The following is a 22,032-nucleotide window of genomic DNA, read 5'->3' on the forward strand; positions in this document are numbered from 1 at the left end:
CTCAGCCGCCGGCGACCACGCGGATCGTCTGGTCGGCGAAGGTGACGCTCTGCCCGGGACGGACCTGGGCGCCACGACGGGTCTCGCGCGAGCCGTCGACCGACACCTCGCCGAGCTCGATCACCGACCGCGCCATCGCCCCGTCGTCGACGACGCCGGCGAGCTTGAGCAGCTGACCCAGCCTGATGGACTCGTCGCGGATGGGGACCTCGTGCTCGGCGTTCACGAGGGGAGTCTACGAGCGCTCAGCTCGCAGCCGAGACCGCCCGGCCCGAGTAGTGGCGCTCGCGGTCGTCCTCGGTCATCGCACCCCACACGCCGTAGGGCTCGCGCACCCGAAGGGCGTGCTCGCGGCACAGCTGCAGGACGGGGCAGCCGAGGCAGACCTCCTTGGCCTGCGAGTCGCGCGATCGGCGAGCAGGACCGCGCTCACCCTCGGGGTGGAAGAAGACCTCGGGGTTGACCTGGCGACAGGACCCCTCCATCTGCCAGTCCCACAGGTCGGCCACCGGTCCCGGAAGTCGTGACAACTCCGCCATGTCTTCCCTCAGCTCTCCGACGGCTCCGTGCCGCTCGGTTCGGACGCTACTCGTCGCTGACCTGCAGGAACTTGTGCAGAACGTATGGACTTGTTCAAGGGCTGGCCACGTTTGGCCCGAGCGGTCGCCGGACGGGAGCCGTCCGCGACCCGGACGCCGGACGGGCGCGTCGGTCGCACCCGCAGCGCTGCCTTACGATTGGGCAATGAGCCTTGGGTTTGACGACCGCCTCCCCGAACTCGCCCAGCAGGCCCCCGACGTCGAGGACCACGACCCCTTCGCGAAGCTCGGGCTGACCTACGACGACGTGCTGCTGCTGCCCGGCGAGACCGACGTCATCCCGTCCGACGTGGACACGACCGCGCGGCTCACCCGCGAGATCTCGCTGCGCATCCCGCTCGTCTCGGCGGCCATGGACACGGTCACGGAGTCGCGGATGGCCATCGCGATGGCCCGGCAGGGCGGCCTCGGCGTGCTGCACCGCAACCTCTCCATCGAGGACCAGGCCTACCAGGTCGACCTCGTGAAGCGGACCCAGACCGGGATGATCAGCAACCCCATCACGATCGGGCCCGACGCGACGCTGGAGGAGCTCGACCGCATCTGCGGTGAGTACCGCGTCTCCGGCCTGCCGGTCGTGCAGCCGGACAACACCCTGATCGGCATGATCACCAACCGCGACCTGCGCTTCACGCCGGTGGCGGAGTGGGCCGGCACGCGCGTCCGCGACGTGATGACCCCGATGCCGCTGGTCAGCGGCGCGGTCGGCATCTCCCGGGACGACGCCACCGCGCTGTTGCGCCAGCACAAGCGCGAGCGGCTGCCGCTGGTGGACGACCAGGGTCGCCTCGCCGGCCTCATCACGGTCAAGGACTTCGTGAAGTCCGAGCAGTTCCCGCACGCCAGCAAGGACGACCACGGCCGGCTCCTCGTCGGTGCCGCCATCGGCTTCTTCGGCGACGCGTGGGAGCGGGCCACCACCCTCGTCGAGGCCGGGGTGGACGTGCTCGTCGCCGACACGGCGAACGGCCACGCACGGCTCCTGCTCGACATGATCCGCCGGCTCAAGGCCGACCCGGCCACGCGCCACGTCCAGGTCATCGGCGGCAACGTCGCGACCCGGGCCGGGGCGCAGGCCCTCGTCGATGCCGGCGCCGACGGCGTCAAGGTCGGGGTCGGCCCCGGCTCCATCTGCACCACCCGCGTCGTCGCCGGCGTGGGCGTTCCCCAGGTGACGGCCATCCACGACGCGTCGCTGGCCTGTCGCAGGGCCGGGGTGCCGGTCATCGGTGACGGTGGTCTGCAGTTCTCCGGCGACATCGCCAAGGCCCTCGTGGCCGGCGCCGACACCGTGATGCTGGGCTCCCTCCTCGCCGGTTGCGAGGAGTCGCCCGGCGACCTGATCTTCGTCAACGGCAAGCAGTTCAAGTCCTACCGCGGGATGGGTTCGCTGGGCGCGATGGCCTCCCGTGGCAAGAAGTCCTACTCCAAGGACCGGTACTTCCAGGCCGACGTCGCCAGCGACGACAAGATCGTCCCGGAGGGCATCGAGGGCCAGGTGGCGTACCGCGGCCCGCTCGGCAACGTCGTCCACCAGCTCGTCGGGGGCCTCGCCCAGTCGATGTTCTACGTCGGCGCCAACACCGTCCCCGAGCTGCAGGCCCGCGGGAAGTTCGTCCGGATCACGTCGGCCGGGCTCAAGGAGAGCCACCCGCACGACATCCAGATGACCGTCGAGGCCCCCAACTACGGCGGCCGCTGACCCTGGTACGGCTGGGGCTGGTGGTGTCCAGGGTGGTGTCCAGCCGGGGGTACGCCATCCGGCTGAGCCGCTGCCTCGACCCGCGCTCCTAGTCTGCTTCCACGACCCATCCCCCACGGTCGCAGCTGGGCTGTGCCCGTGCTGACGTCGTCGGGCGACGCCTTGCGCGTGCCCGACGATCCCAGATGCCCCGTCGCCGGACACCCCCCTCACCCGGCGGCGGGGCATCGCCCTTTTCGCCCCTGCGTCCGCGGCCGATAGCCTTGCGCGGTGACTGAGATCGAGATCGGCCGAGGCAAGCGCGGCCGTCGGGCCTACTCCTTCGACGACATCGCCGTCGTCCCGTCCCGCCGCACGCGCGACCCCGAGGAGGTGTCGGTGGGCTGGCAGATCGATGCCTACCACTTCGACATCCCGGTCATCGCCGCTCCGATGGACTCGGTGATGAGTCCCGAGTCGGCCATCAAGCTCGGCAACCTCGGCGGCCTGCCGGTGCTCGACCTCGAGGGCCTGTGGACGCGGTACGACGACCCGACGCCGCTGCTCGCCGAGATCGCGACGCTGGACCCCGCGACCGCGACCGCGCGGATGCAGGAGATCTACGCGGCCGAGATCCAGCCCGAGCTCATCGTCGAACGGCTCAAGCAGGTCCGTGCGGCCGGCGTGACCGTGGCGGGGGCGCTCAGCCCGCAGCGCACGCAGCAGTTCTGGAAGCACGTCGTCGACGCCGGGGTCGACCTGTTCGTCATCCGTGGCACCACGGTGAGTGCCGAGCACGTCTCCGGCCGTGCCGAGCCGCTCAACCTCAAGCGCTTCATCTACGAGCTGGACGTGCCCGTCATCGTCGGCGGCGCCGCGTCGTACACGGCGGCGCTGCACCTCATGCGCACCGGTGCCGCCGGTGTCCTCGTCGGCTTCGGTGGGGGAGCGGCGCACACCACGCGGCGCACCCTGGGCATCCACGCCCCGATGGCCAGCGCCATCGCCGACGTGGCCGCGGCGCGTCGTGACTACCTCGACGAGTCCGGCGGCCGCTACGTGCACGTCATCGCCGACGGAGGCATGGGCGACAGCGGTGACATCGTCAAGGCCGTGGCCTGTGGCGCCGACGCGGTCATGCTCGGTGCGGCGCTCGCGCGGGCGACCGACGCACCCGGTCGCGGGCTGCACTGGGGTCCCGAGGCGCACCACCAGGAGCTGCCGCGCGGCTCGCGCGTGGAGGTGGGCGCCGTGGCCCCGCTCGAGCAGATCCTGTTCGGGCCCGGCCGCACCGCCACCGGCCAGACGAACCTCATCGGTGCCCTGCGCCGCGCGATGGCGACGACGGGCTACTCCGACCTCAAGGAGTTCCAGCGCGTCGAGGTCGTCGTGGCCCCCTACCAGGCCACCTGAGCCCCGCCCGACGCCACGACGGCGGCCCCACCGGAGACCTCCGGGAGGGCCGCCGTCGTCGTCACGGGACCGTGAGATCCCGCTAACTTACTACTGGTAATAACCGTGGGGCCCACCTACGCTGCCCCTATGGCTCCCGAGCTCATCGCCGACCCCGAGACCGACCCCACTGCGACGTATGCCGTGGACCCGGCCCTCGTCCGACGGCTGGCCAGGAGGGTGGTCGCCGCGCCGCGTGCGGAGCACCACGTGAGCCACACCCCGATGACCGGCGCGCCCCTGGCGTCGCTGCCGCTGTCCACCCGTGAGGACGTCGTCGTGGCGGTCGACGCGGCGCGGGCGGCCCAGCGCGCGTGGTCCCGCACGCCGATGGAGGTCCGCGAGCGGATCATGCTGCGCTACCACGACCTCGTCCTGGACCGGCAGGTCGAGCTGCTCGACGTCGTCCAGCTCGAGTCGGGCAAGACGCGGGGTCAGGCGTTCGAGGAGGTCGCCGACGTCGCACTGGTGGCCCGGCACTACGGCCGCTCGGCGGCGGCATACCTGCGTCCGAAGCGGCGGGCCGGACTGTTCCCGGTGCTGACACAGTCGACCGAGCACCACCACCCGCGCGGGGTTGTGGGGATCGTCAGCCCGTGGAACTACCCGCTGTCCCTGGCCATCACCGACGCCATCCCGGCGATCATGGCGGGCAACGCGGTGGTCCTTCGCCCCGACCTCCAGGCCTCGCTCACGGCGCTGCAGGCGGTGCAGCTGCTCACCGAGGCGGGTCTGCCCGAGTCGGTGCTGCAGGTCGTGCTCGGTGACGGGCCGACGGTGGGGCAGGCCGTCGTCGACCTCGCGGACTACGTCTGCTTCACCGGTTCCACGGCGACCGGGCGCAGCGTCGCGACGTCCGTGGCGGGACGCCTCGCCGGGTACTCCCTCGAGCTCGGTGGCAAGAACGCGATGTACGTCGCCGACGACGCCGACCTCGACAAGGCCGTCGCGGGGGCGGTGCGCGCGTGCTTCTCCTCGGCCGGGCAGCTGTGCATCTCGGTGGAGCGGCTCATCGTGCACGAGAGCGTCGCCGACGAGTTCACGAGCCGGTTCGTCGAGGCGGTGGGGGCGATGAGCCTGGGGCCGGCGCTGGAGTTCGGCACCGACATGGGTTCGCTGGTCTCCGCGGCGCAGCTCGCCCGCGTGACCGCGCACGTCGACGACGCCCGCGCCAAGGGGGCGCGCGTGCTCACCGGTGGCCGGGCCAGGCCCGACCTGGGGCCCTTCTTCTACGAGCCGACCGTCCTCGCGGGGGTCTCCGCGGCGATGGACGTGCGCGACGACGAGACGTTCGGCCCCGTCGTGGCGATCTACCGCGTGCACAGCGACGACGAGGCGATCCGTCTCGCCAACGACACCGACTACGGCCTGAACGCCTCGGTCTGGACCCGTGACGTCGCCCGCGGACGCCGCATCGGGACGGCCATCGCGGTCGGCACGGTCAACGTCAACGAGGGGTATGCCGCCGCGTGGGGGAGCGTGGCCGCGCCGATGGGCGGGATGAAGCAGTCCGGTGTCGGGCGCCGCCACGGGTCCGAGGGCATCCTCAAGTACACCGAGTCGCAGAACGTCACAGCGCAGCACGTCCTGCCGATCGCCCCCTCCCTGGGCCTGTCCGAGGAGGCGTACGCCCGGGTGATGACCGCGGCCCTGCGCACCCTGAAGGCGGTCGGCCGCCGATGACCGGCCCGGTCGAGAGCTCATCCAGCCTGCCCGCGGGCAGCCACGTCGACGTGATCGTGGTCGGCTCCGGTTTCGGCGGGTCGGTCACCGCGCTGCGCCTCGTGGAGAAGGGGTACCGCGTCCACGTCATCGAGTCGGGCCGCCGGTTCCGCGACGAGGACTTCGCCAGGACGTCCTGGGACGTGCGCAGCTACCTGTGGGCGCCGAAGCTGAAATGCTTTGGGGTGCAACGGATCCACCGTCTCCCGGACGTCATGGTCCTGGCTGGTGCCGGTGTCGGCGGTGGTTCGCTCAACTACGCCAACACCCTCTACGTCCCGCCGGAGTCGTTCTTCCGTGACCCGCAGTGGAACGACATCACCGACTGGCAGTCCGAGCTCGAGCAGCACTACGCGACGGCGTCGACGATGCTCGGCGTCGTCACGAACCCGTGCGAGGGCATCGTCGAGGACGTCATGCGCCGCACCGCCGAGGACATGGGCGTCGGCGACACCTTCCGCAAGACGCCGACCGGGGTGTTCTACGGCATGCCGGGGCGGACCGTCCCCGACCCGTACTTCGGCGGTGCCGGGCCCGAGCGCACGGGCTGCACCCAGTGCGGCAACTGCATGGTCGGCTGCCGGGTGGGCGCCAAGAACACGCTCGTCAAGAACTACCTCGCGCTGGCGGAGAAGCTCGGTGCCACCATCGAGCCGATGCGCACCGTCGTGCGGGTGGCCCCGCGCCGGGGCGGCGGGTATGCCGTGTCGCACGAGGCGACGGGGGCATGGCTGTGGCGCGACCGGCGGTCCGTGACCGCCGACCAGGTGGTGTTCGCCGGCGGGACCTGGGGCACCCAGAAGCTGCTGCACACGCTGCGCCAGAACGGTGTCCTGCCGCGGCTGTCCTCGCGGCTCGGGCACCTCACCCGCACCAACTCCGAGGCGCTCAACGGGGTGATGGTCGAGAAGGTCCCGCGCGGGGAGAACCTGTCGAAGGGTGTGGCGATCACCTCGTCGTTCCACCCCACGGCCGACACCCACGTCGAGAACTGCCGGTACGGCCCGGGCTCCAACCTGATGGGCGCGATGGCGACGATCCTCGTCCCCGGCGACCGGCTGCCCCGCCCGCTGCAGTTCCTCGTCGAGGCGGCGAAGCACCCGGTCGTCTTCGTGCGCTCCCTGTCGCAGTACCGCTGGAGCGAGCGCACGATCATCGGGCTGATCATGCAGAACCGCGACAACTCCTTGAACGTCACCGGGACCAAGAGCCTCCTCGGTGGACGAGGCCTCACCTCACGCCAGGGCCACGGCGAGCCGAACCCGACGTACATCCCCGCAGGGCAGGAGGCGATGAAGGCCGTGGCCGCCAGGCTCTCCGAGGCGACCGGTCTGCGCGCCTTCGCCGGGGGGAGCATCGGCGAGGTGGTCAACATCCCGATGACCGCGCACTTCCTCGGCGGCGTGACGATCGGCTCCAGCCCTGACCGCGGGGTCATCGACGGCTACCAGCGGGTCTGGAACTACCCCGAACTGCACGTCGTCGACGGCTCCGCGATCTCCGCGAACCTCGGGGTGAACCCGTCGCTGAGCATCACCGCCCAGGCCGAGCGGGCCATGTCGCTGTGGCCCAACAAGGGTGAGCAGGACCCGAGGCCCGCCCAGGACGAGGGCTACCGCGCGGTGGAGCCGGTCAAGGCGGCCAACCCCGCGGTGACGAGGTACGGCGCGGCCTGACCCCGGACGTTCGGAGGCGGCGGTTGGTGGGTCCCTGCACCCCGCAACCGCCGCCTCTGATCGTGTGGCCCAAGATGAGCCGGGGGTGGGATCTCCAGCCACACATGAGGGTCAACGAGCGCTGGGCGCCCGGGTTACGCGCTCCCGCCCGATTTCTCCGAGTCGCCCCGTCCACCGGCCCCGGTGCCTCGTCCGGCGGGGGCTTCGTCGCGCCAGGACGCCCACAACGCGGCATACGCGCCGTCGGCGGCGACCAGCTCGTCGTGGGTGCCGATCTCGCTGACCAGGCCGTCCTCGACGACGGCGACGCGGTCGGCGTCGTGGGCCGTGTGCAGGCGGTGGGCGATGGCGACGACGGTGCGGCCCTGCACCACCGCGGCCAGCGACCGCTCGAGGTGGCGGGCGGCGCGCGGGTCGAGCAGGGACGTGGCCTCGTCGAGGACGAGGGTATGCGGGTCGGCGAGGACGAGCCGGGCGAGGGCGAGCTGCTGCGACTGCGCCTCGGTGAGCGCGTGCCCTCCGCTGCCGACGACGGTGTCCAGGCCGTCGGGGAGCCCCGAGGCCCAGGCCCACGCGTCGACCGCGCGCAGGGCGTCCGCCAGCTCCTCGCGGGTGGCCTGCGGCCGGGCGAGCAGGAGGTTGTCGCCGAGCGAACCCACGAAGACGTGGTGCTCCTGGGTCACCAGGGCCACCTCGCCGCGCAGCTCGCCCAGCTCGAGGTCGACCAGCGGCACGCCACCGACGTCGATCCGCCCCTCGCGGGGGCCGTCGATGCCGGCCATCAGGCGCCCGAGGGTGGACTTGCCCGCTCCGGACGGCCCCACGATGGCCAGGCGTTCGCCGGGGCGCAGGTCGAGGCTCACGCCGTGCAGCACGTCGTGGCCGGGGCGGTAGGCGTAGCGGACGTCGTCGACGGTCAGGTCCGAGCCCTCGGGGTGCTCACCGGTGGCCGTGCGGTCCGGCGGGACGGACCCGACGCCGATGACGCGGGCGAGCGAGGTCGCGCCGACCTGGATCTCGTCGAGCCAGCTGAGCACCTCGTCGAGTGGTCCGACCATCTGCTGCAGGTAGAGCGCCACCGCGGTCGCGGCGCCGGCCGTGATGTGGCCGTTCATCGCGAGCCAGCCACCCCAGAGGACGGCAGCGGCGGTCGGCACGTAGTAGCCGAACACCACCGACGGGAACCACCGCAGCCGCAGCCCCAGGGTGTACCGCTCGGCGCGGTAGCACTCGCGCAGGGCCTCGTGGAACCGGTGCCGACGTACGCCCGCGAGCGACAGGGCGTCGATGGTCCGCGCCCCGTCGACGCTCTCGGTGACGACGCCGTTGAGCGAGGCGTAGGTGGCGCGCTCCCACAGGTAGCCGTTCGCGGCATACCGGAGGTAGCGGCGGGTCGAGAACCAGTAGAAGGGCAGGCCGGCGAGGATGGCCAGGCTCGCCAGGGGTGAGGTGAACAGCGCTGCGACGACGGTCATCGCCACGGTCATGGTGGCCACGAACAGGGACGGGATCCCGAACCGCACCACGTGCGAGAGGGCTTCGACGTCGTTGGTCGTCCGGGCGACGAGGTCGCCGGTGCCGGCCCGCTCGACGGTCGACAGCGGCAGGTTGACCGCGCGGGCGACGAACTGTTCGCGCAGCTCGGCGAACACCGTCTCGCCGAGGATGAACGACAGCCGGCGCGCCGCCCAGGTCAGCCCGGTCTGCGCGACGACCGCGACGGCCAGGCCCACGGCGATCCGGTCGACGGCGCCGAGGCTGCCCCGACCGCTCACCTCGTCGACCAGCCGGCCGACGAGCCACGGGGCGGCGAGCGCGGCCAGGGCCGCGAGGGCGTGCAGGCCCAGGACGCGGCCCAGCAGGCCGCGGTGGTTCCCCATCAGCTCGCGGGTGTGCTCCCACACCGCCCGGGAGTCGGCGACGGGCAGCGTGCGGCGGGTGTGGTCGGTGCGCACCTCGTCGGGGTGCGTCTGGGCGCTCACGTCTCGTCCTCCTCGGTGCGCAGCACGACGTGCCGGTATGCCGCGTGCTCCAACAGCTCGCGGTGGGTGCCGCGGGCGGCCACGAGCCCGTCCTCGAGCAGGACGACCTCGTCGGCCTGCCCGAGCAGCAGCGGGCTCACCGTCGTCACGACCGTCGTGCGGCCGCGCCGGTGGTCGGCGAGCCGGGACGCGATGCGGGCCTCGGTGTGGGCGTCCACCGCGCTGGTCGGCTCCACGAGGACCAGCACTGGGGCGTCGGTGAGGAGCGCGCGGGCCAGGGCGAGGCGCTGGCGCTGGCCGCCGGAGTAGGACCGGCCGCGCTCCTCGACCGTGCCGTCGAGCCCGTCGGGCAGGGCCTCGAGGACATCGGTGCCGCTGGCGGCCTCGAGGGCCCGCAGGACCCGGGCGTCGGCGTGGTCGGGCAGGTGGTCGCGGCCACCGGCCCCGGCCGTGGCGGCGGCGCCGAGCAGCTGGTCGCGCAGGACACCGGTGAACAGGCGGGGATCGGGCTCGCTGACGACCACCCGCCGGCGCACGTCGGCGATCGCCAGGTCGTCCAGCCTCGTGCCACCCCACGTCGTCTGGTGCGGTCCGGGCCCGTGGCGCCCCAGCCGGTCGGCGACGGCCGCGGAGTCCTCGGGGCGGGCGGAGACGATCGCGGTCAGGAGGCCACCACGGACGACCGTGCCGGAGAGCGGGTCGACGAGGTCGTCGTTGTCGCGCGGCGCCGCGACGGAGCCGGGGCGGGACGCGTCGTGGTCCGGCGGGACCGCCAGCACCCGCAGCACCTTGCCCGCGGCGATGTGCGCGCGGATGCCGCGGTCGACGATCTCGATCGCCGTCTGCAGGGGCATGGTGAGGAAGGCGGTGTACCCGTAGAACGCCACGAGCTGCCCGGCACTGATCTCGCCCTGGAGGGCCATCCGGGCACCGAGCCACGTGACGAGCACGACGAACACGCCGGGCAGCAGGACCTGGGCGGAGTCGAGGGCGGCCTGGATGCCGGCCACGTGCACGCCGCGGTGACGGACCTTCTGCGACTGCGCCTCGTAGCGACGCAGGAACGTCTGCTCGCCGCCGATGCCGCGCAGCACGCGCAGCCCGGCCACGGTGTCGGCGCCGAGCGTCGTGAGGCGACCGGCCTCCTCGCGCTGGAGCGCCTGACGACGCTGCAGCGGGCGGACGATGAGGCTCAGGCTGGCGAGCATGATCGGGCCACCGGCCAGGACCAGCAGTCCGAGCGGGGGCGAGGCGGCGAGCAGGATCGTCCCCACCACGACGTAGCTCGCGACCGCACCGGCGAACCGGCCCATCGCGTCGTACAGACCACCGAGGCGCATCACGTCGTTGGCGAACACGGTCACGACCTCACCCGAGGGCATCGCACGGGTGAGCGCCGGGCCGGCCTTCTCGGCGCCCTCGGCGGTGAGCTGCGCGCTGCGGTAGGAGGCGTACAGCCAGTTGTGGACGGCGAACCAGTGTCGCGCCGCGGCCGTCGACGCCGCGATGGCGCCGAGGCCGAGGAGGGCCAGGGCCCACTTCACGAGGCCGTCGACGTCGCCGGGGACGATGCCCTCGTCGACCCCCTTGCCGAGGGCGGCCGGGATGAGGGCGATGGAGACCATCCACACCATGCCGGTCACCGCGCCGAGCGCCTGGGTGCGCCACTGCTCACGACCGATCCACAGCATGAACCGCAGCGTGCTGCGGGTGTCGGGACGGCCGGGATCGGGGTAGGGGATCTCGCGCATCAGGGTCCCCACCGTAGGCGTGCGCACCGACGGCCCGACACTGGTTTTCGACGCCGGGGCCCGGTGCGCCTGCGGTCGCTGTCGGTGGGGTCTGCCTACCATGGGCTCGTGCCACCCGCGGGGCCCACGCGCAGAGCCCGCCTGGAGACGAAGTTCATCCGGCGGCGCATCGTGGCGGCCTCGGCCGCAGTCGGGTTGCTCGCGGTCACCTCGTTCGGCGTGAGCCAGCTCGCGGGCCTGTTCGCCGGCGGAGCGGCTGCCACTCCCGCGGCCGCCCCGGTCGCGAAGGTCGTCACGAAGGCTCCCCCCACCACGAAGGTCACGCCCAGGGTTCCGGCCCCGGTGCCGAGCCCGGTGGCGAAGCAGGGCGGGGTCGGAGGGACGGCCGCCGAGACCGCGCTGGTCCGCACCATGCGGCTCACCGGCGACCTGACGCCGAAGTCGGTGGTCGCCTCACCCGCCGGCGTCGTCGTCGCCCAGAACATGATGTACCGCCACTCGATCTCGGCGTTCGGTGCCGACGGCGCCCTCCTCGCGACGGTCAAGGACTCGGTCGACCTGGCGCGGTTCGGCATCAAGGGGCACCCCGGCACGACCAAGGGAGCCCCCGTCGAGGCCGCCTTCACCAAGGACGGCAAGCACGCCTGGGTGTCCAACTACTCCATGTATGGCGCGGGGTACGGCCCCGAGGGCCTCGACAGCTGTCGCGCAGGGGACGGGACGTCGCCGAGCACCGTCTACCGGGTCGACACCACGACGTTCGCGATCGACCGGGTGGTCCAGGTGGGCGCGGTCCCCAAGTACGTCGCCGTGACGCCCGACGACAAGACGGTCCTCGTCACCAACTGGTGCACGTGGGACCTGTCCGTCATCGACATCGCGAAGAACAAGGAGGTGGCCCGGATCCCGCTCGGTGGCAGGTACCCGCGCGGCATCGTCGTCGCCCCCGACAGCCGCACCGCGTACGTCGCGCTGATGGGCTCCGACCGCATCGTCACGGTCGACCTGCGCACCAGGGCGGTCTCCCGCTTCGCGACCACCGGCGACGGTCCTCGCCACATCGTCCTGAGCCCCGATGCCAAGTACCTCTACGTCACCAACAACGGCTCGGGCACCGTGACCAAGCTGGACCGCGCGACCGGTCGGGTGCTCGCCTCGAGGCGCGTGGGTGACCAGCCGCGCTCGCTGACCATCTCCACCGACGGCACCGCGATCTACTCCGTGAACTACGAGTCGTCGACGGTGAGCAAGCTGCGCACGAGCGACCTGTCGCTGCTCGGGCAGGTCGCGACGGACTACCACCCGATCGGCATCACCTACGAGCCGACGCGCAAGGCCGTGTGGGTCGCCTGCTACGGCGGGAGCATCCTCGTCTTCGACGACTCGAGGCGTCCCGTAACCTGACGAGGTGCTGCGAACCGCCCTCAAGCCCCGTTGGCTGGGACTGTTCGCCCTCCTCGTCGTCGTCCTCGTGACGTTCACGCAGCTCGGTTTCTGGCAGCTGCACGTCGCCCAGGACAAGGGCCTCGCGGATGCGCTGCGCAAGGCCCACGAGGCCCGGCCGGCCCTGATCGACTCCGTCGTCCGGCCGCACCAGGACTTCCCGAACCCCCAGTCCAACCGGGCGGTGACCGCGATCGGCGAGTATGTCGCGAAGGACCAGTTCCTCGTGGGGCCGCGTCGGCTCGACGGCGTCCAGGGGTACTGGGTCGTGGCGCCGATCGTCGTGGCCGAGACCGGGGCCCGCCTCGCGGTGGTCCGCGGGTTCGTCACCGACCCCGCGGCTGCCGGCACCGCCCCGTCCGGCAAGGTCACGGTCGACGGGTCGCTCGCGCCGGGGGAGTCGCCGGCCGTCGCGCCGACACCTGCCGCCGCCACCGGGGGAACCGGCTCGGGCGGCTCCGGCGGGACGGCCCCCGAGGTCCTCGGGTCGATCGACCTGTCGATCCTCGTGAACCGCTGGCCCGGTGACATCTACAACGCCTTCGTCTTCGCCCAGACCGAGCGGGCCGCCAGCGGCACCGCGATCGCTGCGTCGGCAGGCCTCGAACGGGTGCCCCCACCCGAGGTGACGGGCGGCCTGAAGTGGCGCAACGCGGCATACGCGCTGCAGTGGTGGGTGTTCGCGGGCTTTGCCGCGTTCATGTGGTTCAGGATGGTGCGCGATGATGCTCAGCATGAGCGAGCGAACGAGCAAGGCGACTGAGGCCAAGGGGACCAAGGACCCCGCGCGCACCGAGCGTGCCCTGAAGTGGTTCAAGGTGATGGCGTTCACGGCCGGTGCGGCCATGTTCGTGCTCATCGCCGAGATGGTCCTCAAGTACGGCTTCGACAACGAGGTGCTCTCGTGGTGGAGCCCGGTGCACGGCTTCATCTTCATGGGGTTCGTGTTCACGGTGTGGAACCTGGGGACGATGTTGCGCTGGTCGTTCGGCCGGATGGTCGCCATCGTGCTGGGTGCCTGCATCCCGTTCGTCGCGTTCGTGATCGAGCGCAGGGTGGCCGCGGAGGTGGAGCCGACGCTCGCCGGTAGCCTTGCCCCGTGAGTGAAACCCCCGCCGGCGACACCGCCGACATCACCCAGGCCCAGGACGACGACCGCGTCGAGGCGCCCCACGGCGACCGGGTGGAGGTGGACTCCACCCCGCTCCAGGCGAAGCCGGTGCTCGTCGTCGACTTCGGCGCGCAGTACGCGCAGCTGATCGCGCGGCGCGTGCGCGAGGCCAACATCTACAGCGAGGTCGTCCCGCACACCATGGCGGTCGACGAGATGCTCGCCAAGGGCCCGGCCGCGATCGTGCTCTCCGGTGGCCCGTCGTCGGTCTACGCCGAGGGTGCCCCGTCGCTCGACCCGGCCCTGCTCGAGGCCGGGGTCCCGGTCTTCGGCATGTGCTACGGCTTCCAGGCGATGGCCCAGGCGATGGGTGGCACGGTCGCCCACACGGGGCTGAGCGAGTTCGGCTCGACACCTGCCTCGATCTCCGACTCCGAGTCGACGTTGTTCAACGGCCAGCCGGCCGACCAGTCGGTCTGGATGAGCCACGGCGACTCCGTCACCGAGGCCCCCGCGGGCATGCGGGTCACGGCGGCCACCGCGGGTGCGCCCGTCGCCGCGTTCGAGGACGACGAGCGCCAGCTGTATGGCGTGCAGTGGCACCCGGAGGTCATGCACTCGACCTTCGGCCAGCGCGTGCTCGAGAACTTCCTCTACCGCGGCGCCAGGCTCGAGGGCGACTGGACCGCGGCGAACGTCGTCGACGAGCTCGTCGACGCGATCCGCTCGAAGGTGGGGGAGTCGCGGGTCCTCTGCGCGCTCTCCGGCGGTGTCGACTCCTCCGTCGCCGCGGCCCTGGTGCAGAAGGCTGTCGGCGACCAGCTCACGTGCGTGTTCGTCGACCACGGTCTGCTGCGCTCCGGCGAGGCCGAGCAGGTCGAGCAGGAGTTCGTCGCGGCCACCGGGGTGGACCTCGTCGTCGTGGACGCTCGCGAGCAGTTCCTGTCCGCGCTCGCCGGGGTGTCCGACCCCGAGGAGAAGCGCAAGATCATCGGGCGCGAGTTCATCCGCGTGTTCGAGCAGGCGGCGCGCGACGTCGTCGGTTCGCGTGGCGACTCCGACCACCCGGTCGAGTTCCTCGTCCAGGGCACGCTCTACCCCGACGTCGTCGAGTCCGGTGGCGGCACCGGTGCGGCCAACATCAAGTCGCACCACAACGTCGGCGGCCTCCCCGACGACCTGCAGTTCAAGCTCGTCGAGCCGCTGCGGTCACTGTTCAAGGACGAGGTCCGCCAGGTCGGGCTCGAGCTCGGTGTGCCCGAGGCGATCGTCTGGCGCCAACCGTTCCCGGGCCCCGGCCTCGGCATCCGCATCGTGGGCGAGGTGACCGCCGAGCGGCTCGAGATCCTCCGGGCCGCCGACGCGATCGCCCGCCACGAGCTGTCGGCCGCCGGGCTGGACCGCGACATCTGGCAGTGCCCGGTGGTGCTGCTCGGCGACGTGCGTTCGGTGGGGGTGCAGGGCGACGGCCGGACGTACGGCCACCCTGTCGTCCTGCGCCCGGTCTCGTCCGAGGACGCCATGACGGCCGACTGGACGCGGGTGCCCTACGAGGTGCTGGCCAAGATCTCGACGCGGATCACCAACGAGGTGCGTGAGATCAACCGTGTCGTGCTCGACGTGACGAGCAAGCCGCCGGGCACCATCGAGTGGGAGTGACCCGGTCGTGGCGCTGAGGGGCGATGCGCTGGCGGCGGTCGAGGACAAGGCAAGTCGCTGGGTGATGCGGCACGTCCTCATCGGGCCGCCGCTCAAGCTGCTCACCGGACTGCGGGTCGAGGGGCGCTCGAACGTCCCGCGCGAGGGCGCGCTGATCGTCGCCTCGAACCACCTGTCGTTCATCGACTCGATCGTCATCCCACTCGCCTGCGCCCGGCAGGTGCACTTCCTCGGCAAGGCGGAGTACTTCCAGGGGACCGGCGTCCGCGGCGCTGCCGCCCGCTGGTTCCACTCGACCGCCGGCACCATCCCGGTCGACCGCAACGACCCCCGCGCCGCCGCGGGTTCGCTCACGCTGGCGGAGGAGGTCCTGCGCCGAGGTGAGGCGTTCGGCGTCTACCCCGAGGGCACCCGCTCGCCCGACGGTCGCCTCCACCGCGGTCGCACCGGCGTCGCCCGTATGGCGCTCAGCACCGGTGCGACGCTCCTTCCCTGCGCTGTCACCGGGACCGACAAGGTCCAGCCTGCGGGGTCGAACGGGTTCCGTCCGGGGAAGGTGACCGTGCGCTTCGGCGAGCCGATCGACGTGGCCGGGCTGGGCGAGAAGTACCAGAAGGCCGCGCTGCTGCGGGCCGTCACCGACGCCACGATGGATGCGATCGGCGCGCTGTCGGGGCAGGAGCGGTCGGGGCTCTACGCCTCCGACGTCAAGGCCGCCATGACCTCCGACCTCCAGGGCTGACGGCTCACCCCGAACCGCGGTGCGCGCTCGTCGCCACCGAGCGCAGTGCACGTACAGGTCGGGCTCGTGAATGTCGTCGGCGAGGGCTGTGACCTGGGCGCGCGGTTGGACCCGACCGGTTCGAGGTGCCGTCGTAGGCTGGTCCGGTGGCCGACTTCGTGATCCGTGAATGGCGGCTCGACCCGTTCCCCGGGGACCAGGCCCCGCTGCACGTCCACCATCGTGGCGACGAGGCCTTCTACGTGCTCGACGGACTGCTCGACGTGCAGGACGGTACGCTCCGGCACCGGCTGGAGCCGGGGTCCCTGCACGTGGTGACCGCTGGTTCGCCCCACACGTTCGCCACCGTGGGTGACACCGGTGCGCGCATCCTCGTCATCATGAGCCCCGAGGTCGACGCCCTCGTCGCGGCCCTGCACTCAGGTGAGTCATCGGATCTTGCGTCGGTGTGGGAGCAGCACCACTCCTCACTCGCCTGAGAGTGCCGGCGCCCGGTGGTGTGCAGCTGGAGCGACGTCGGGGGGATTCCGTGAGGTGAGGCAGGACCCAAATCGGTTGCCCGGCAACAGTGGCCGTGTCACGCTCGCGAGATGTCCACCAGCATCGCCGACAAGCTCTCCAGACAGTTCGGGGAGACCGCCGTCGCTGTGGTGCAGGCGCGTCCTCAGGTGGATCGGGCCATGGTCGAGGAGATCTTCGACGAGGCGGCGACGTTGCTGCACAACGGACTTGCCCTCGACCACCTGGATGACCACGACGCCGACATCGTCATCTCGGAGCTCTGTGTCGCCCTCGTCGATGCGGACGTGACCACGGCGTTGCTGGCCCGGTTCTACGGGGCCACCGACCAGCCCACGAGCCTGCACGACCCGGAAGGTGTTGCCCTGGCGTACGAGAACGTCCTCAGGATCCTGCAGCTGTGACGCCCTCGGGTCACGCGCGGCCGGGGCCGCGAACACCGTGCTTCTCAGGCCTTCGCGCCAGCCGGGTGCAGGATGGGATGGTGAAGCCTTCGCGGGACCCGCACGACAGCCACACCCGGTGCGCGGGCATCGACCGCGCCGTGGGTCACCGGGTCGACCAGGACGTGGACCACCACGGTCGAGTCGTCGCCGATCTCGGGTGCAGGGTTTCGTCCCGACGCCGATGAAGGGTCGACTGGCAAACCTCGCCCTGCTGTTCGTGGTCCCGCTGGCGGCCGTGACCGGGTTCATGATGTTCCTGCTGGGCAGCGGACCGGTCTGGCCGGTCGCCATCCTCCACGGGGTCGTCGCCCTCCTGGTGGTCGTCCTGGTGCCGTGGAAGTCGACGGTCGTCCGCAGGGGGCTACGCCGTCCCGGACGGACACGGCAGCGGGGTCGGGCCGTGTCGTTGCTGCTGGGCCTATGTGTGGTGCTGGCCCTGCTCACGGGCCTCGCCCACGTCATCGGTGTGTTGTTCGCCGACTCGAGGGTGACGACCATGCAGCTGCACGTGGGCGCCGGCATCGTCGCCGTGGTCCTGACGGTTGCGCACGCACTGCAACGTCGCATCCGCGCGCGCCGAAGTGACCTGTCGCGTCGGTCGTTCGTCCGTCTCGTGGGGCTCACCGCCGTCGCCCTCGTGCTCGAGGCGGGCGTCCAGGCGACGGGCGCACTCACGGCACGGCGCGGCATACGCCGGGCGACCGGGTCGTTCCAGCTCGCGTCCTCCTCGGTCGCGGCGATCCCTGCCACGTCGTGGCTGTTCGACCAGGCCCCCGAGCTCGACCCGGCCTCGTGGCGCTTGACGGTGACGACGAGCGGGACCTCGCGCGAATGGTCGCTGGTCGAGCTCGCCCGGTGGCACGACCGGCAGGTGGCTGTCCTGGACTGCACCGGCGGGTGGTGGACCGAGCAGGAGTGGTCAGGCGTGCGCTTGAGCAGGCTGCTGCCCCCAGGGGCCGGGGGAACCGTGGAGGTGACGAGCGCGACGGGTTACACCAGACGGCTGCCGCTCACCGACCACCTGCTCCTGGCCACGGCGATCGACGGTGCGAGTCTCTCCGGGGCGCACGGGGCGCCGGTCCGCCTGGTGGTTCCCGGTCGACGCGGGTACCACTGGGTCAAGTGGGTCGTTCGGATCAGCCACGACGACCGCCCGTGGTGGGTGGAGCCACCCCTGCCGCTGCAGTGAGCGTGCGGAGTCGATCTCGTGCACGCATCGCCACCAGGGAGGCCAGCATGACCGGCATCGAGGACGTCCTGAGGTTGGGTACCGAGCTGGAACGCTCCTACCCGGTCCATGTCCGGGGCAGGCTCAAGTTCCGGGTCGGGCAGATCGTCTACGTCGCCTTCTCCCTCGACGAGACCATCATGGGATTCGCCTTCCCCAGGGACGAACGCGCCTCCCTCGTCGCGGGCGATCCGCACACCTTCTCCATGCCATCGGCGTCGGACCTGCGATTCAACTGGGTCCACGCCAACCTGGCCGCCCTCGACCCGAGCGAGGCTCGAGAGCTGGTGGTCGACGCCTGGCGCATGGTCGTGCCCCAGAAGGTGTCCCGGGCCTACGACCTCACCCACCCGGACGGTCCCGGTTGAGGGGACCCCTCCGTGGCTCGCAGCCGCCGCGATCCAGGGCCGTGTCCTTGCCGCGTGAGGCGCATCGTCAGAACGAGCCGACGTGCGTTCGCGCTCGCTCCGCCACCAGCGGGAGGTCAAGACCGTAGGCCCACCGTCCTGTGGCTGCGAACGCCTCCAGTCTCTGGGCGGCACGGTCGAAGAGCCGATCGGCCCCGACCTGATTTCCACGTGCAGCGTGCGTGATGGCAACACACACCTGCGCGAGCCCCTGCCACAGGTCCCGTTCTTCGTTCGGCCCAGCCTTCCAACGGGCCTCCAGCACCTCGTGGGCGGCGAAGGGGCGTCCAGCCTCGACGAGCCCTCGAGCGGCCTCGAGCGTGTCCTCCGGTGGCAGGGGCTCCTCGGACACCGGCTCCACACCCTCGGCCCCGTACGGCAGAGGACGGCCCAACGCGTCGCGCGGTCTTGCCTGGCGAGCACGTCCACCGGTGTCCCGGTCACGATCAGGTCCTGTCATGTGCACAGTCTCCCAGTTGTGTGTCCGTTGGCCGCCGGTAAGGGTCCGTTGCACGGAGGCGCACGAAGGCCCCTTGGCGTGAGTCTGGAACGGCCATCAGAACCAGCAACACCAAGGAGACATGATGTTCATCGCCATCGTCGATTTCGGGACCTCTGCAGCAAACCGCGCCCGTGCCCTGAGCCAGCTCGAGTGCGAGAGGCCTGTCGTCCGCTCGATGCCGGGCAACCTTGCCTTCCGCGTGTACGAGTCGCGTGAGGACGACCGCACCGTGACCGTCGTCCACGAGTGGACCGACCAGCCCTCATTCACCGCATACCTCGCCTCCGAGGCGTTCGCCCGGTCCAACGCCGTCCTGCGAGCGTTGGTCACCGAAGGGCCGGTGAGCCGACGGTTTCGGGCCGATCTCGTCGAGTCCGTGGCCTGACGGGAACGGCGTCCCTACGATCGGCCCGTGGGAGACCTCCCGTGACCCGTGAGGCGTTCGCCTTCACCCGGTCCTTCGCGCCGACCCCGGCGACCGAGCTGCTCGTCGACCGCCACTACCTGCTCTGCGCCTCCCGGGGCGCCCTGCGCCTGGAAGCCGAGGGGCAGCGCTGGCTGCTGCCTCCGGCCCGGGCCGCCCTCCTGAGCGCGGGGCGGCCCGCCACCGTCACCATCCCGGCCCCGGCGACGACCGCCTCGGTGCTCTTCCACGTCGACTTCGTCCCCCCACCGCGGGAGGGGCTGGCAGTCGTCGACCTCGACCCCCTGGCTCGTGCCCTCGTCGCCGAGTGCGGCGGGTGGCAGGAGTCGGAGGAGCCGCTGCCGCCGTACGCCCGCGCCATCTTCGCGGCGCTCGCCGCAGTGGTGTGGCGGCTCGCCGAGCGACCCAGCCCCGTCAGGATGCCGGCCGGGCGCTCGGCCGAGGTGCGGACGGCGTTGCGGCTCACCGAGGAGCAGCTCGCCGACGAGGTCAGTTTCGCGGACGTCGCGGCGAAGGTCGGGCTGGTGCCGCGCTCCCTGGCTCGCAGGTTCGAGGCCGAGATCGGTATGACGTGGCGGGCCACCCTCCGGCGGATGCGGGTCCTGCGGGCGGTGGAGCGACTCGCAGCCGACGACACCCCGGTGACGACGATCGCGCACGAGGTGGGCTACGGCTCGCTGTCGGCGTTCAACGCCGCGTTCCGTGAGCTCACCGGGACCACGCCGTCGGACTACCGGGCGACGTTCACCCGGTGAACCTGCACCGAACGCCCACCGTCGGACAGCCGCCGTGAAGCGTTCTCGTGGCTCGCGTTGCGGCCGGGCCGCGCCCCCTGCCTGGCGCGGTCGGTCTAGCGGGCCAACGGCCTGACGAAGATCGTCGTGATGGTCGTGGACCTGCAGCCTGTCGTCCGGTGGGGGACGAACTTGGCCAGGGTGGAGCCGGGCACGTACACGCGCAGTCCGTCCACCGGTGTGGGCCGACACGTCGATGCGGGGTAGTTCTGCACGTTCACCAGGCGTATGGGTGCGTCCGCATGCTGCCCGGGTGACAGCGTGATCGTCGTGACGGCTCCGGCGTCCCAGGTCGCTGCACGTCCGATCTGGGTGCCGTTGCCGAAACCCACGTAGGAGACACCCGGGTAGCCCCGCGTCCAGCAGTGGCCACGGGAGACGTTGGTCAGGCGCAGGTCGCCGACCTGGCTCCCTGCGGCGCCCTGGAGGTGGACGAGGCTCGCAGCCAGGGCGGAGTTGGTGCAGTGCGGCACGGCGGCTTGCGCGGACGTCGGTGCCGCGACCAGCGTCGCGAGCGCAAGCCCCGCGGTGCTCGTCATGGTGAGGATCAGTTTGTTGCTCATGGGAAGGACCCCCTGGTCGGTTCCGGCGGGCGGTTGCCCGCCACCCTCTGTGACGTCCGGGGCGCGCCCGGGGTTGTGGGGACGCAACTGGTAGGCGCGGTCGGGCACGGGTGTCGCCGGGACGACACAGCAGCGGTGTCACGGCGAACAGTCGGATCCCGACGGGGCGACGACAGTTGGGGTCAGCCGAACAACCGCACCGACCAGGGAGATCCCGATGAACACCACGACTGCCACCACCGCCGGGACCGACGCCGGGACCGACGCCGGGACCCACGCCCCCACCCGGGCCACCAAGGTCCGCCCCGGTCTGCGCCGCCGACTGGTCTGCGGCCTGGTGGCGGCCGGCGCCGGCCTCGGCCTCACCCTCACCGGGGTCGGCCCCGCCTCGGCGGCCACGGCCCAGTACACCAACGTCAACTGCGGTTGGTACCTGCAGCCCCACGCCGCCGGCGGGTTCGCCGACCTCAAGGTGTCCACGACCGGGCTGCCGTACGTGACCGGCACGACCACCGCGGCGCAGCTGGTCTGGGTGTACGTCGAGTTCGTCCACCCGAGCCCGACCGGACCGAGCACGTACCGCTCCGGCTGGTTCTACACGTACGCCAGGGCCGGGGTCTGGACGCGCACGTGGACCTCCTACGCCACCGGTGCCACGAACCAGACGACCGTGCACGACGCCGGCGGAGCAGGCGAGAGCGGCTTCACCGGGGCCGAGCTCCCCAACGAGGACGTCGCGATCCGGCTCAGCCTGAGCTGGATGAGCAGCAGCAACACCAAGGTGGCCTCCACGGTCATCGTCGCCAACGCCGTGTACAACGCCAACAACCGGATGGTCTGCAACGGCGGCTCGAACATCTACTGACCGGGCGCGGGCAACGGGTCGCGGCACGCGCTACTCGCGGCGCGCGGGGGCCTGCGGTACCGCGAAGTGCGCTGCTACTTGCCGCGCAGGCCGATCGGATTGCCGTCGGCGTCTGCGAGGACGCAGACGCGCGCACCGGGTGCCACCTGGCGCGGCTCGTCGCGCTCGGTGGCTCCAGCCGCGAGCAGCGTTGCGCGGGTTGCATCGAGGTCGTCGACATCGGCGAACGCCACCGGGCCGCCACCTGCACCTGCCGGGTTGAGGGCGACCTCGAAGCCGTTGACGTTGTACCCGACGTAGTACGGCTCGTCGGTGTGCGGTGCGCCGAACAAGGCCGTGTACACGGCCTTGGTGGCCTCCAGATCGGATACCGGGATCACCAGACTGCTGATCGTGGGACTCATCTTCGACACCTCCGGGTCAGGACGGTCGTCTCGCCGACCGTCGGGTCATCGACGAGGAACAA

At 71.6% G+C, this 22,032-nt stretch carries 23 protein-coding genes; 16 read left to right on the plus strand and 7 right to left on the minus strand.

Going from position 1 to position 22,032, the window contains the following annotated elements:
* Position 1: 1 nt before the first annotated feature.
* Both ASC58_RS05075 and ASC58_RS05080 read right to left on the minus strand, forming a co-directional pair.
* Positions 2–226: an RNA-binding S4 domain-containing protein gene (locus tag ASC58_RS05075; protein ID WP_056916633.1), complete on the minus strand. Its 225-nt coding sequence runs from the start codon at positions 224–226 to the stop codon at positions 2–4.
* A 19-nt stretch (positions 227–245) separates the two neighbouring features.
* Positions 246–539: a WhiB family transcriptional regulator gene (locus ASC58_RS05080; protein WP_056916634.1), complete on the minus strand. Its 294-nt coding sequence runs from the start codon at positions 537–539 to the stop codon at positions 246–248.
* Positions 540–744: 205 nt separating this feature from the next.
* Between ASC58_RS05080 and guaB the strand changes: the two genes are divergently transcribed.
* The 4 genes from guaB (at position 745) to ASC58_RS05100 (ending at position 7,130) form a co-directional block, all read left to right on the plus strand.
* A complete protein-coding gene (guaB, locus tag ASC58_RS05085; protein ID WP_082552979.1) occupies positions 745–2,301 on the plus strand; it encodes an IMP dehydrogenase in 1,557 nt (518 codons plus the stop codon).
* A 270-nt stretch (positions 2,302–2,571) separates the two neighbouring features.
* The gene (locus ASC58_RS05090; protein ID WP_056916635.1) at positions 2,572–3,693 is read left to right on the plus strand and encodes a GuaB3 family IMP dehydrogenase-related protein; all 1,122 of its coding nucleotides are present in this window, start codon (positions 2,572–2,574) and stop codon (positions 3,691–3,693) included.
* A gap of 129 nt (positions 3,694–3,822) precedes the next feature.
* Entirely contained in the window at positions 3,823–5,415 is a 1,593-nt protein-coding gene (locus ASC58_RS05095; RefSeq protein WP_056916636.1) for a succinic semialdehyde dehydrogenase, read from the plus strand.
* Positions 5,412–7,130 carry a GMC oxidoreductase gene (locus ASC58_RS05100; RefSeq protein ID WP_056918570.1) on the plus strand — a complete coding sequence of 573 codons (1,719 nt, stop codon included), beginning with the start codon at positions 5,412–5,414 and terminating at the stop codon, positions 7,128–7,130. Before ASC58_RS05095 ends, ASC58_RS05100 begins: the two co-directional genes overlap by 4 nt.
* A 134-nt stretch (positions 7,131–7,264) precedes the next feature.
* Here ASC58_RS05100 and ASC58_RS05105 read toward each other — a convergent pair whose 3' ends face one another.
* Positions 7,265–9,010, minus strand: coding sequence for an ABC transporter ATP-binding protein (locus tag ASC58_RS05105; RefSeq protein WP_082553052.1), 1,746 nt, complete (start codon positions 9,008–9,010; stop codon positions 7,265–7,267).
* Between the two features lie 98 nt (positions 9,011–9,108).
* Positions 9,109–10,863 (minus strand): ABC transporter ATP-binding protein, encoded by a 1,755-nt coding sequence (locus ASC58_RS05110; RefSeq protein WP_056918571.1) that lies wholly within the window; start codon positions 10,861–10,863, stop codon positions 9,109–9,111.
* A 108-nt stretch (positions 10,864–10,971) separates the two neighbouring features.
* On the opposite strand from ASC58_RS05110, the gene ASC58_RS05115 reads away from it, so the two are divergent.
* The 9 genes from ASC58_RS05115 (at position 10,972) to ASC58_RS05155 (ending at position 18,379) form a co-directional block, all read left to right on the plus strand.
* A complete protein-coding gene (locus tag ASC58_RS05115) occupies positions 10,972–12,267 on the plus strand; it encodes a YncE family protein (protein WP_157598369.1) in 1,296 nt (431 codons plus the stop codon).
* Positions 12,268–12,271: 4 nt separating this feature from the next.
* A complete protein-coding gene (locus ASC58_RS05120; protein WP_056916640.1) occupies positions 12,272–13,069 on the plus strand; it encodes an SURF1 family protein in 798 nt (265 codons plus the stop codon).
* On the plus strand, positions 13,041–13,409 hold the full coding sequence (locus tag ASC58_RS05125; RefSeq protein ID WP_082553053.1) for a DUF3817 domain-containing protein: 369 nt from the start codon (positions 13,041–13,043) through the stop codon (positions 13,407–13,409). The genes ASC58_RS05120 and ASC58_RS05125 overlap by 29 nt, the downstream gene beginning before the upstream one ends.
* Positions 13,410–13,495: 86 nt before the next feature.
* Entirely contained in the window at positions 13,496–15,076 is a 1,581-nt protein-coding gene (gene guaA, locus ASC58_RS05130; RefSeq protein ID WP_157598394.1) for a glutamine-hydrolyzing GMP synthase, read from the plus strand.
* A 7-nt stretch (positions 15,077–15,083) separates the two neighbouring features.
* Entirely contained in the window at positions 15,084–15,818 is a 735-nt protein-coding gene (locus ASC58_RS05135) for a 1-acyl-sn-glycerol-3-phosphate acyltransferase (RefSeq protein ID WP_235529111.1), read from the plus strand.
* A gap of 146 nt (positions 15,819–15,964) precedes the next feature.
* A complete protein-coding gene (locus ASC58_RS05140) occupies positions 15,965–16,297 on the plus strand; it encodes a cupin domain-containing protein (RefSeq protein ID WP_056918573.1) in 333 nt (110 codons plus the stop codon).
* A gap of 111 nt (positions 16,298–16,408) precedes the next feature.
* Entirely contained in the window at positions 16,409–16,741 is a 333-nt protein-coding gene (locus ASC58_RS05145; RefSeq protein WP_056918574.1) for a hypothetical protein, read from the plus strand.
* 223 nt (positions 16,742–16,964) lie between these two features.
* On the plus strand, positions 16,965–17,972 hold the full coding sequence (locus ASC58_RS05150) for a molybdopterin-dependent oxidoreductase (protein ID WP_157598370.1): 1,008 nt from the start codon (positions 16,965–16,967) through the stop codon (positions 17,970–17,972).
* Between the two features lie 47 nt (positions 17,973–18,019).
* A complete protein-coding gene (locus ASC58_RS05155) occupies positions 18,020–18,379 on the plus strand; it encodes an MmcQ/YjbR family DNA-binding protein (RefSeq protein WP_056918576.1) in 360 nt (119 codons plus the stop codon).
* Positions 18,380–18,446: 67 nt separating this feature from the next.
* On the opposite strand, the gene ASC58_RS05160 is transcribed toward ASC58_RS05155, so the two are convergent.
* Positions 18,447–18,878 (minus strand): DUF309 domain-containing protein, encoded by a 432-nt coding sequence (locus ASC58_RS05160; protein WP_056918577.1) that lies wholly within the window; start codon positions 18,876–18,878, stop codon positions 18,447–18,449.
* A 121-nt stretch (positions 18,879–18,999) separates the two neighbouring features.
* Between ASC58_RS05160 and ASC58_RS05165 the strand changes: the two genes are divergently transcribed.
* Both ASC58_RS05165 and ASC58_RS05170 read left to right on the plus strand, forming a co-directional pair.
* The gene (locus tag ASC58_RS05165) at positions 19,000–19,305 is read left to right on the plus strand and encodes a putative quinol monooxygenase (RefSeq protein WP_200947740.1); all 306 of its coding nucleotides are present in this window, start codon (positions 19,000–19,002) and stop codon (positions 19,303–19,305) included.
* A gap of 41 nt (positions 19,306–19,346) precedes the next feature.
* The gene (locus ASC58_RS05170) at positions 19,347–20,099 is read left to right on the plus strand and encodes an AraC family transcriptional regulator (RefSeq protein WP_056918578.1); all 753 of its coding nucleotides are present in this window, start codon (positions 19,347–19,349) and stop codon (positions 20,097–20,099) included.
* Positions 20,100–20,194: 95 nt separating this feature from the next.
* On the opposite strand, the gene ASC58_RS05175 is transcribed toward ASC58_RS05170, so the two are convergent.
* Positions 20,195–20,701 (minus strand): DUF4232 domain-containing protein, encoded by a 507-nt coding sequence (locus ASC58_RS05175; RefSeq protein WP_056918579.1) that lies wholly within the window; start codon positions 20,699–20,701, stop codon positions 20,195–20,197.
* Positions 20,702–20,918: 217 nt separating this feature from the next.
* On the opposite strand from ASC58_RS05175, the gene ASC58_RS05180 reads away from it, so the two are divergent.
* The gene (locus ASC58_RS05180; RefSeq protein ID WP_056918580.1) at positions 20,919–21,566 is read left to right on the plus strand and encodes a hypothetical protein; all 648 of its coding nucleotides are present in this window, start codon (positions 20,919–20,921) and stop codon (positions 21,564–21,566) included.
* A gap of 74 nt (positions 21,567–21,640) precedes the next feature.
* Here the strand turns inward: ASC58_RS05180 and ASC58_RS05185 are convergent, their stop codons facing one another.
* A complete protein-coding gene (locus ASC58_RS05185; protein ID WP_056916649.1) occupies positions 21,641–21,970 on the minus strand; it encodes a VOC family protein in 330 nt (109 codons plus the stop codon).
* Between the last annotated feature and the right edge of the window lie 62 nt (positions 21,971–22,032).

Origin of the sequence: Phycicoccus sp. Root101 (genome assembly GCF_001426245.1) — a bacterium.
In the GTDB taxonomy this organism is placed as follows: Bacteria; Actinomycetota; Actinomycetes; order Actinomycetales; family Dermatophilaceae; genus Pedococcus.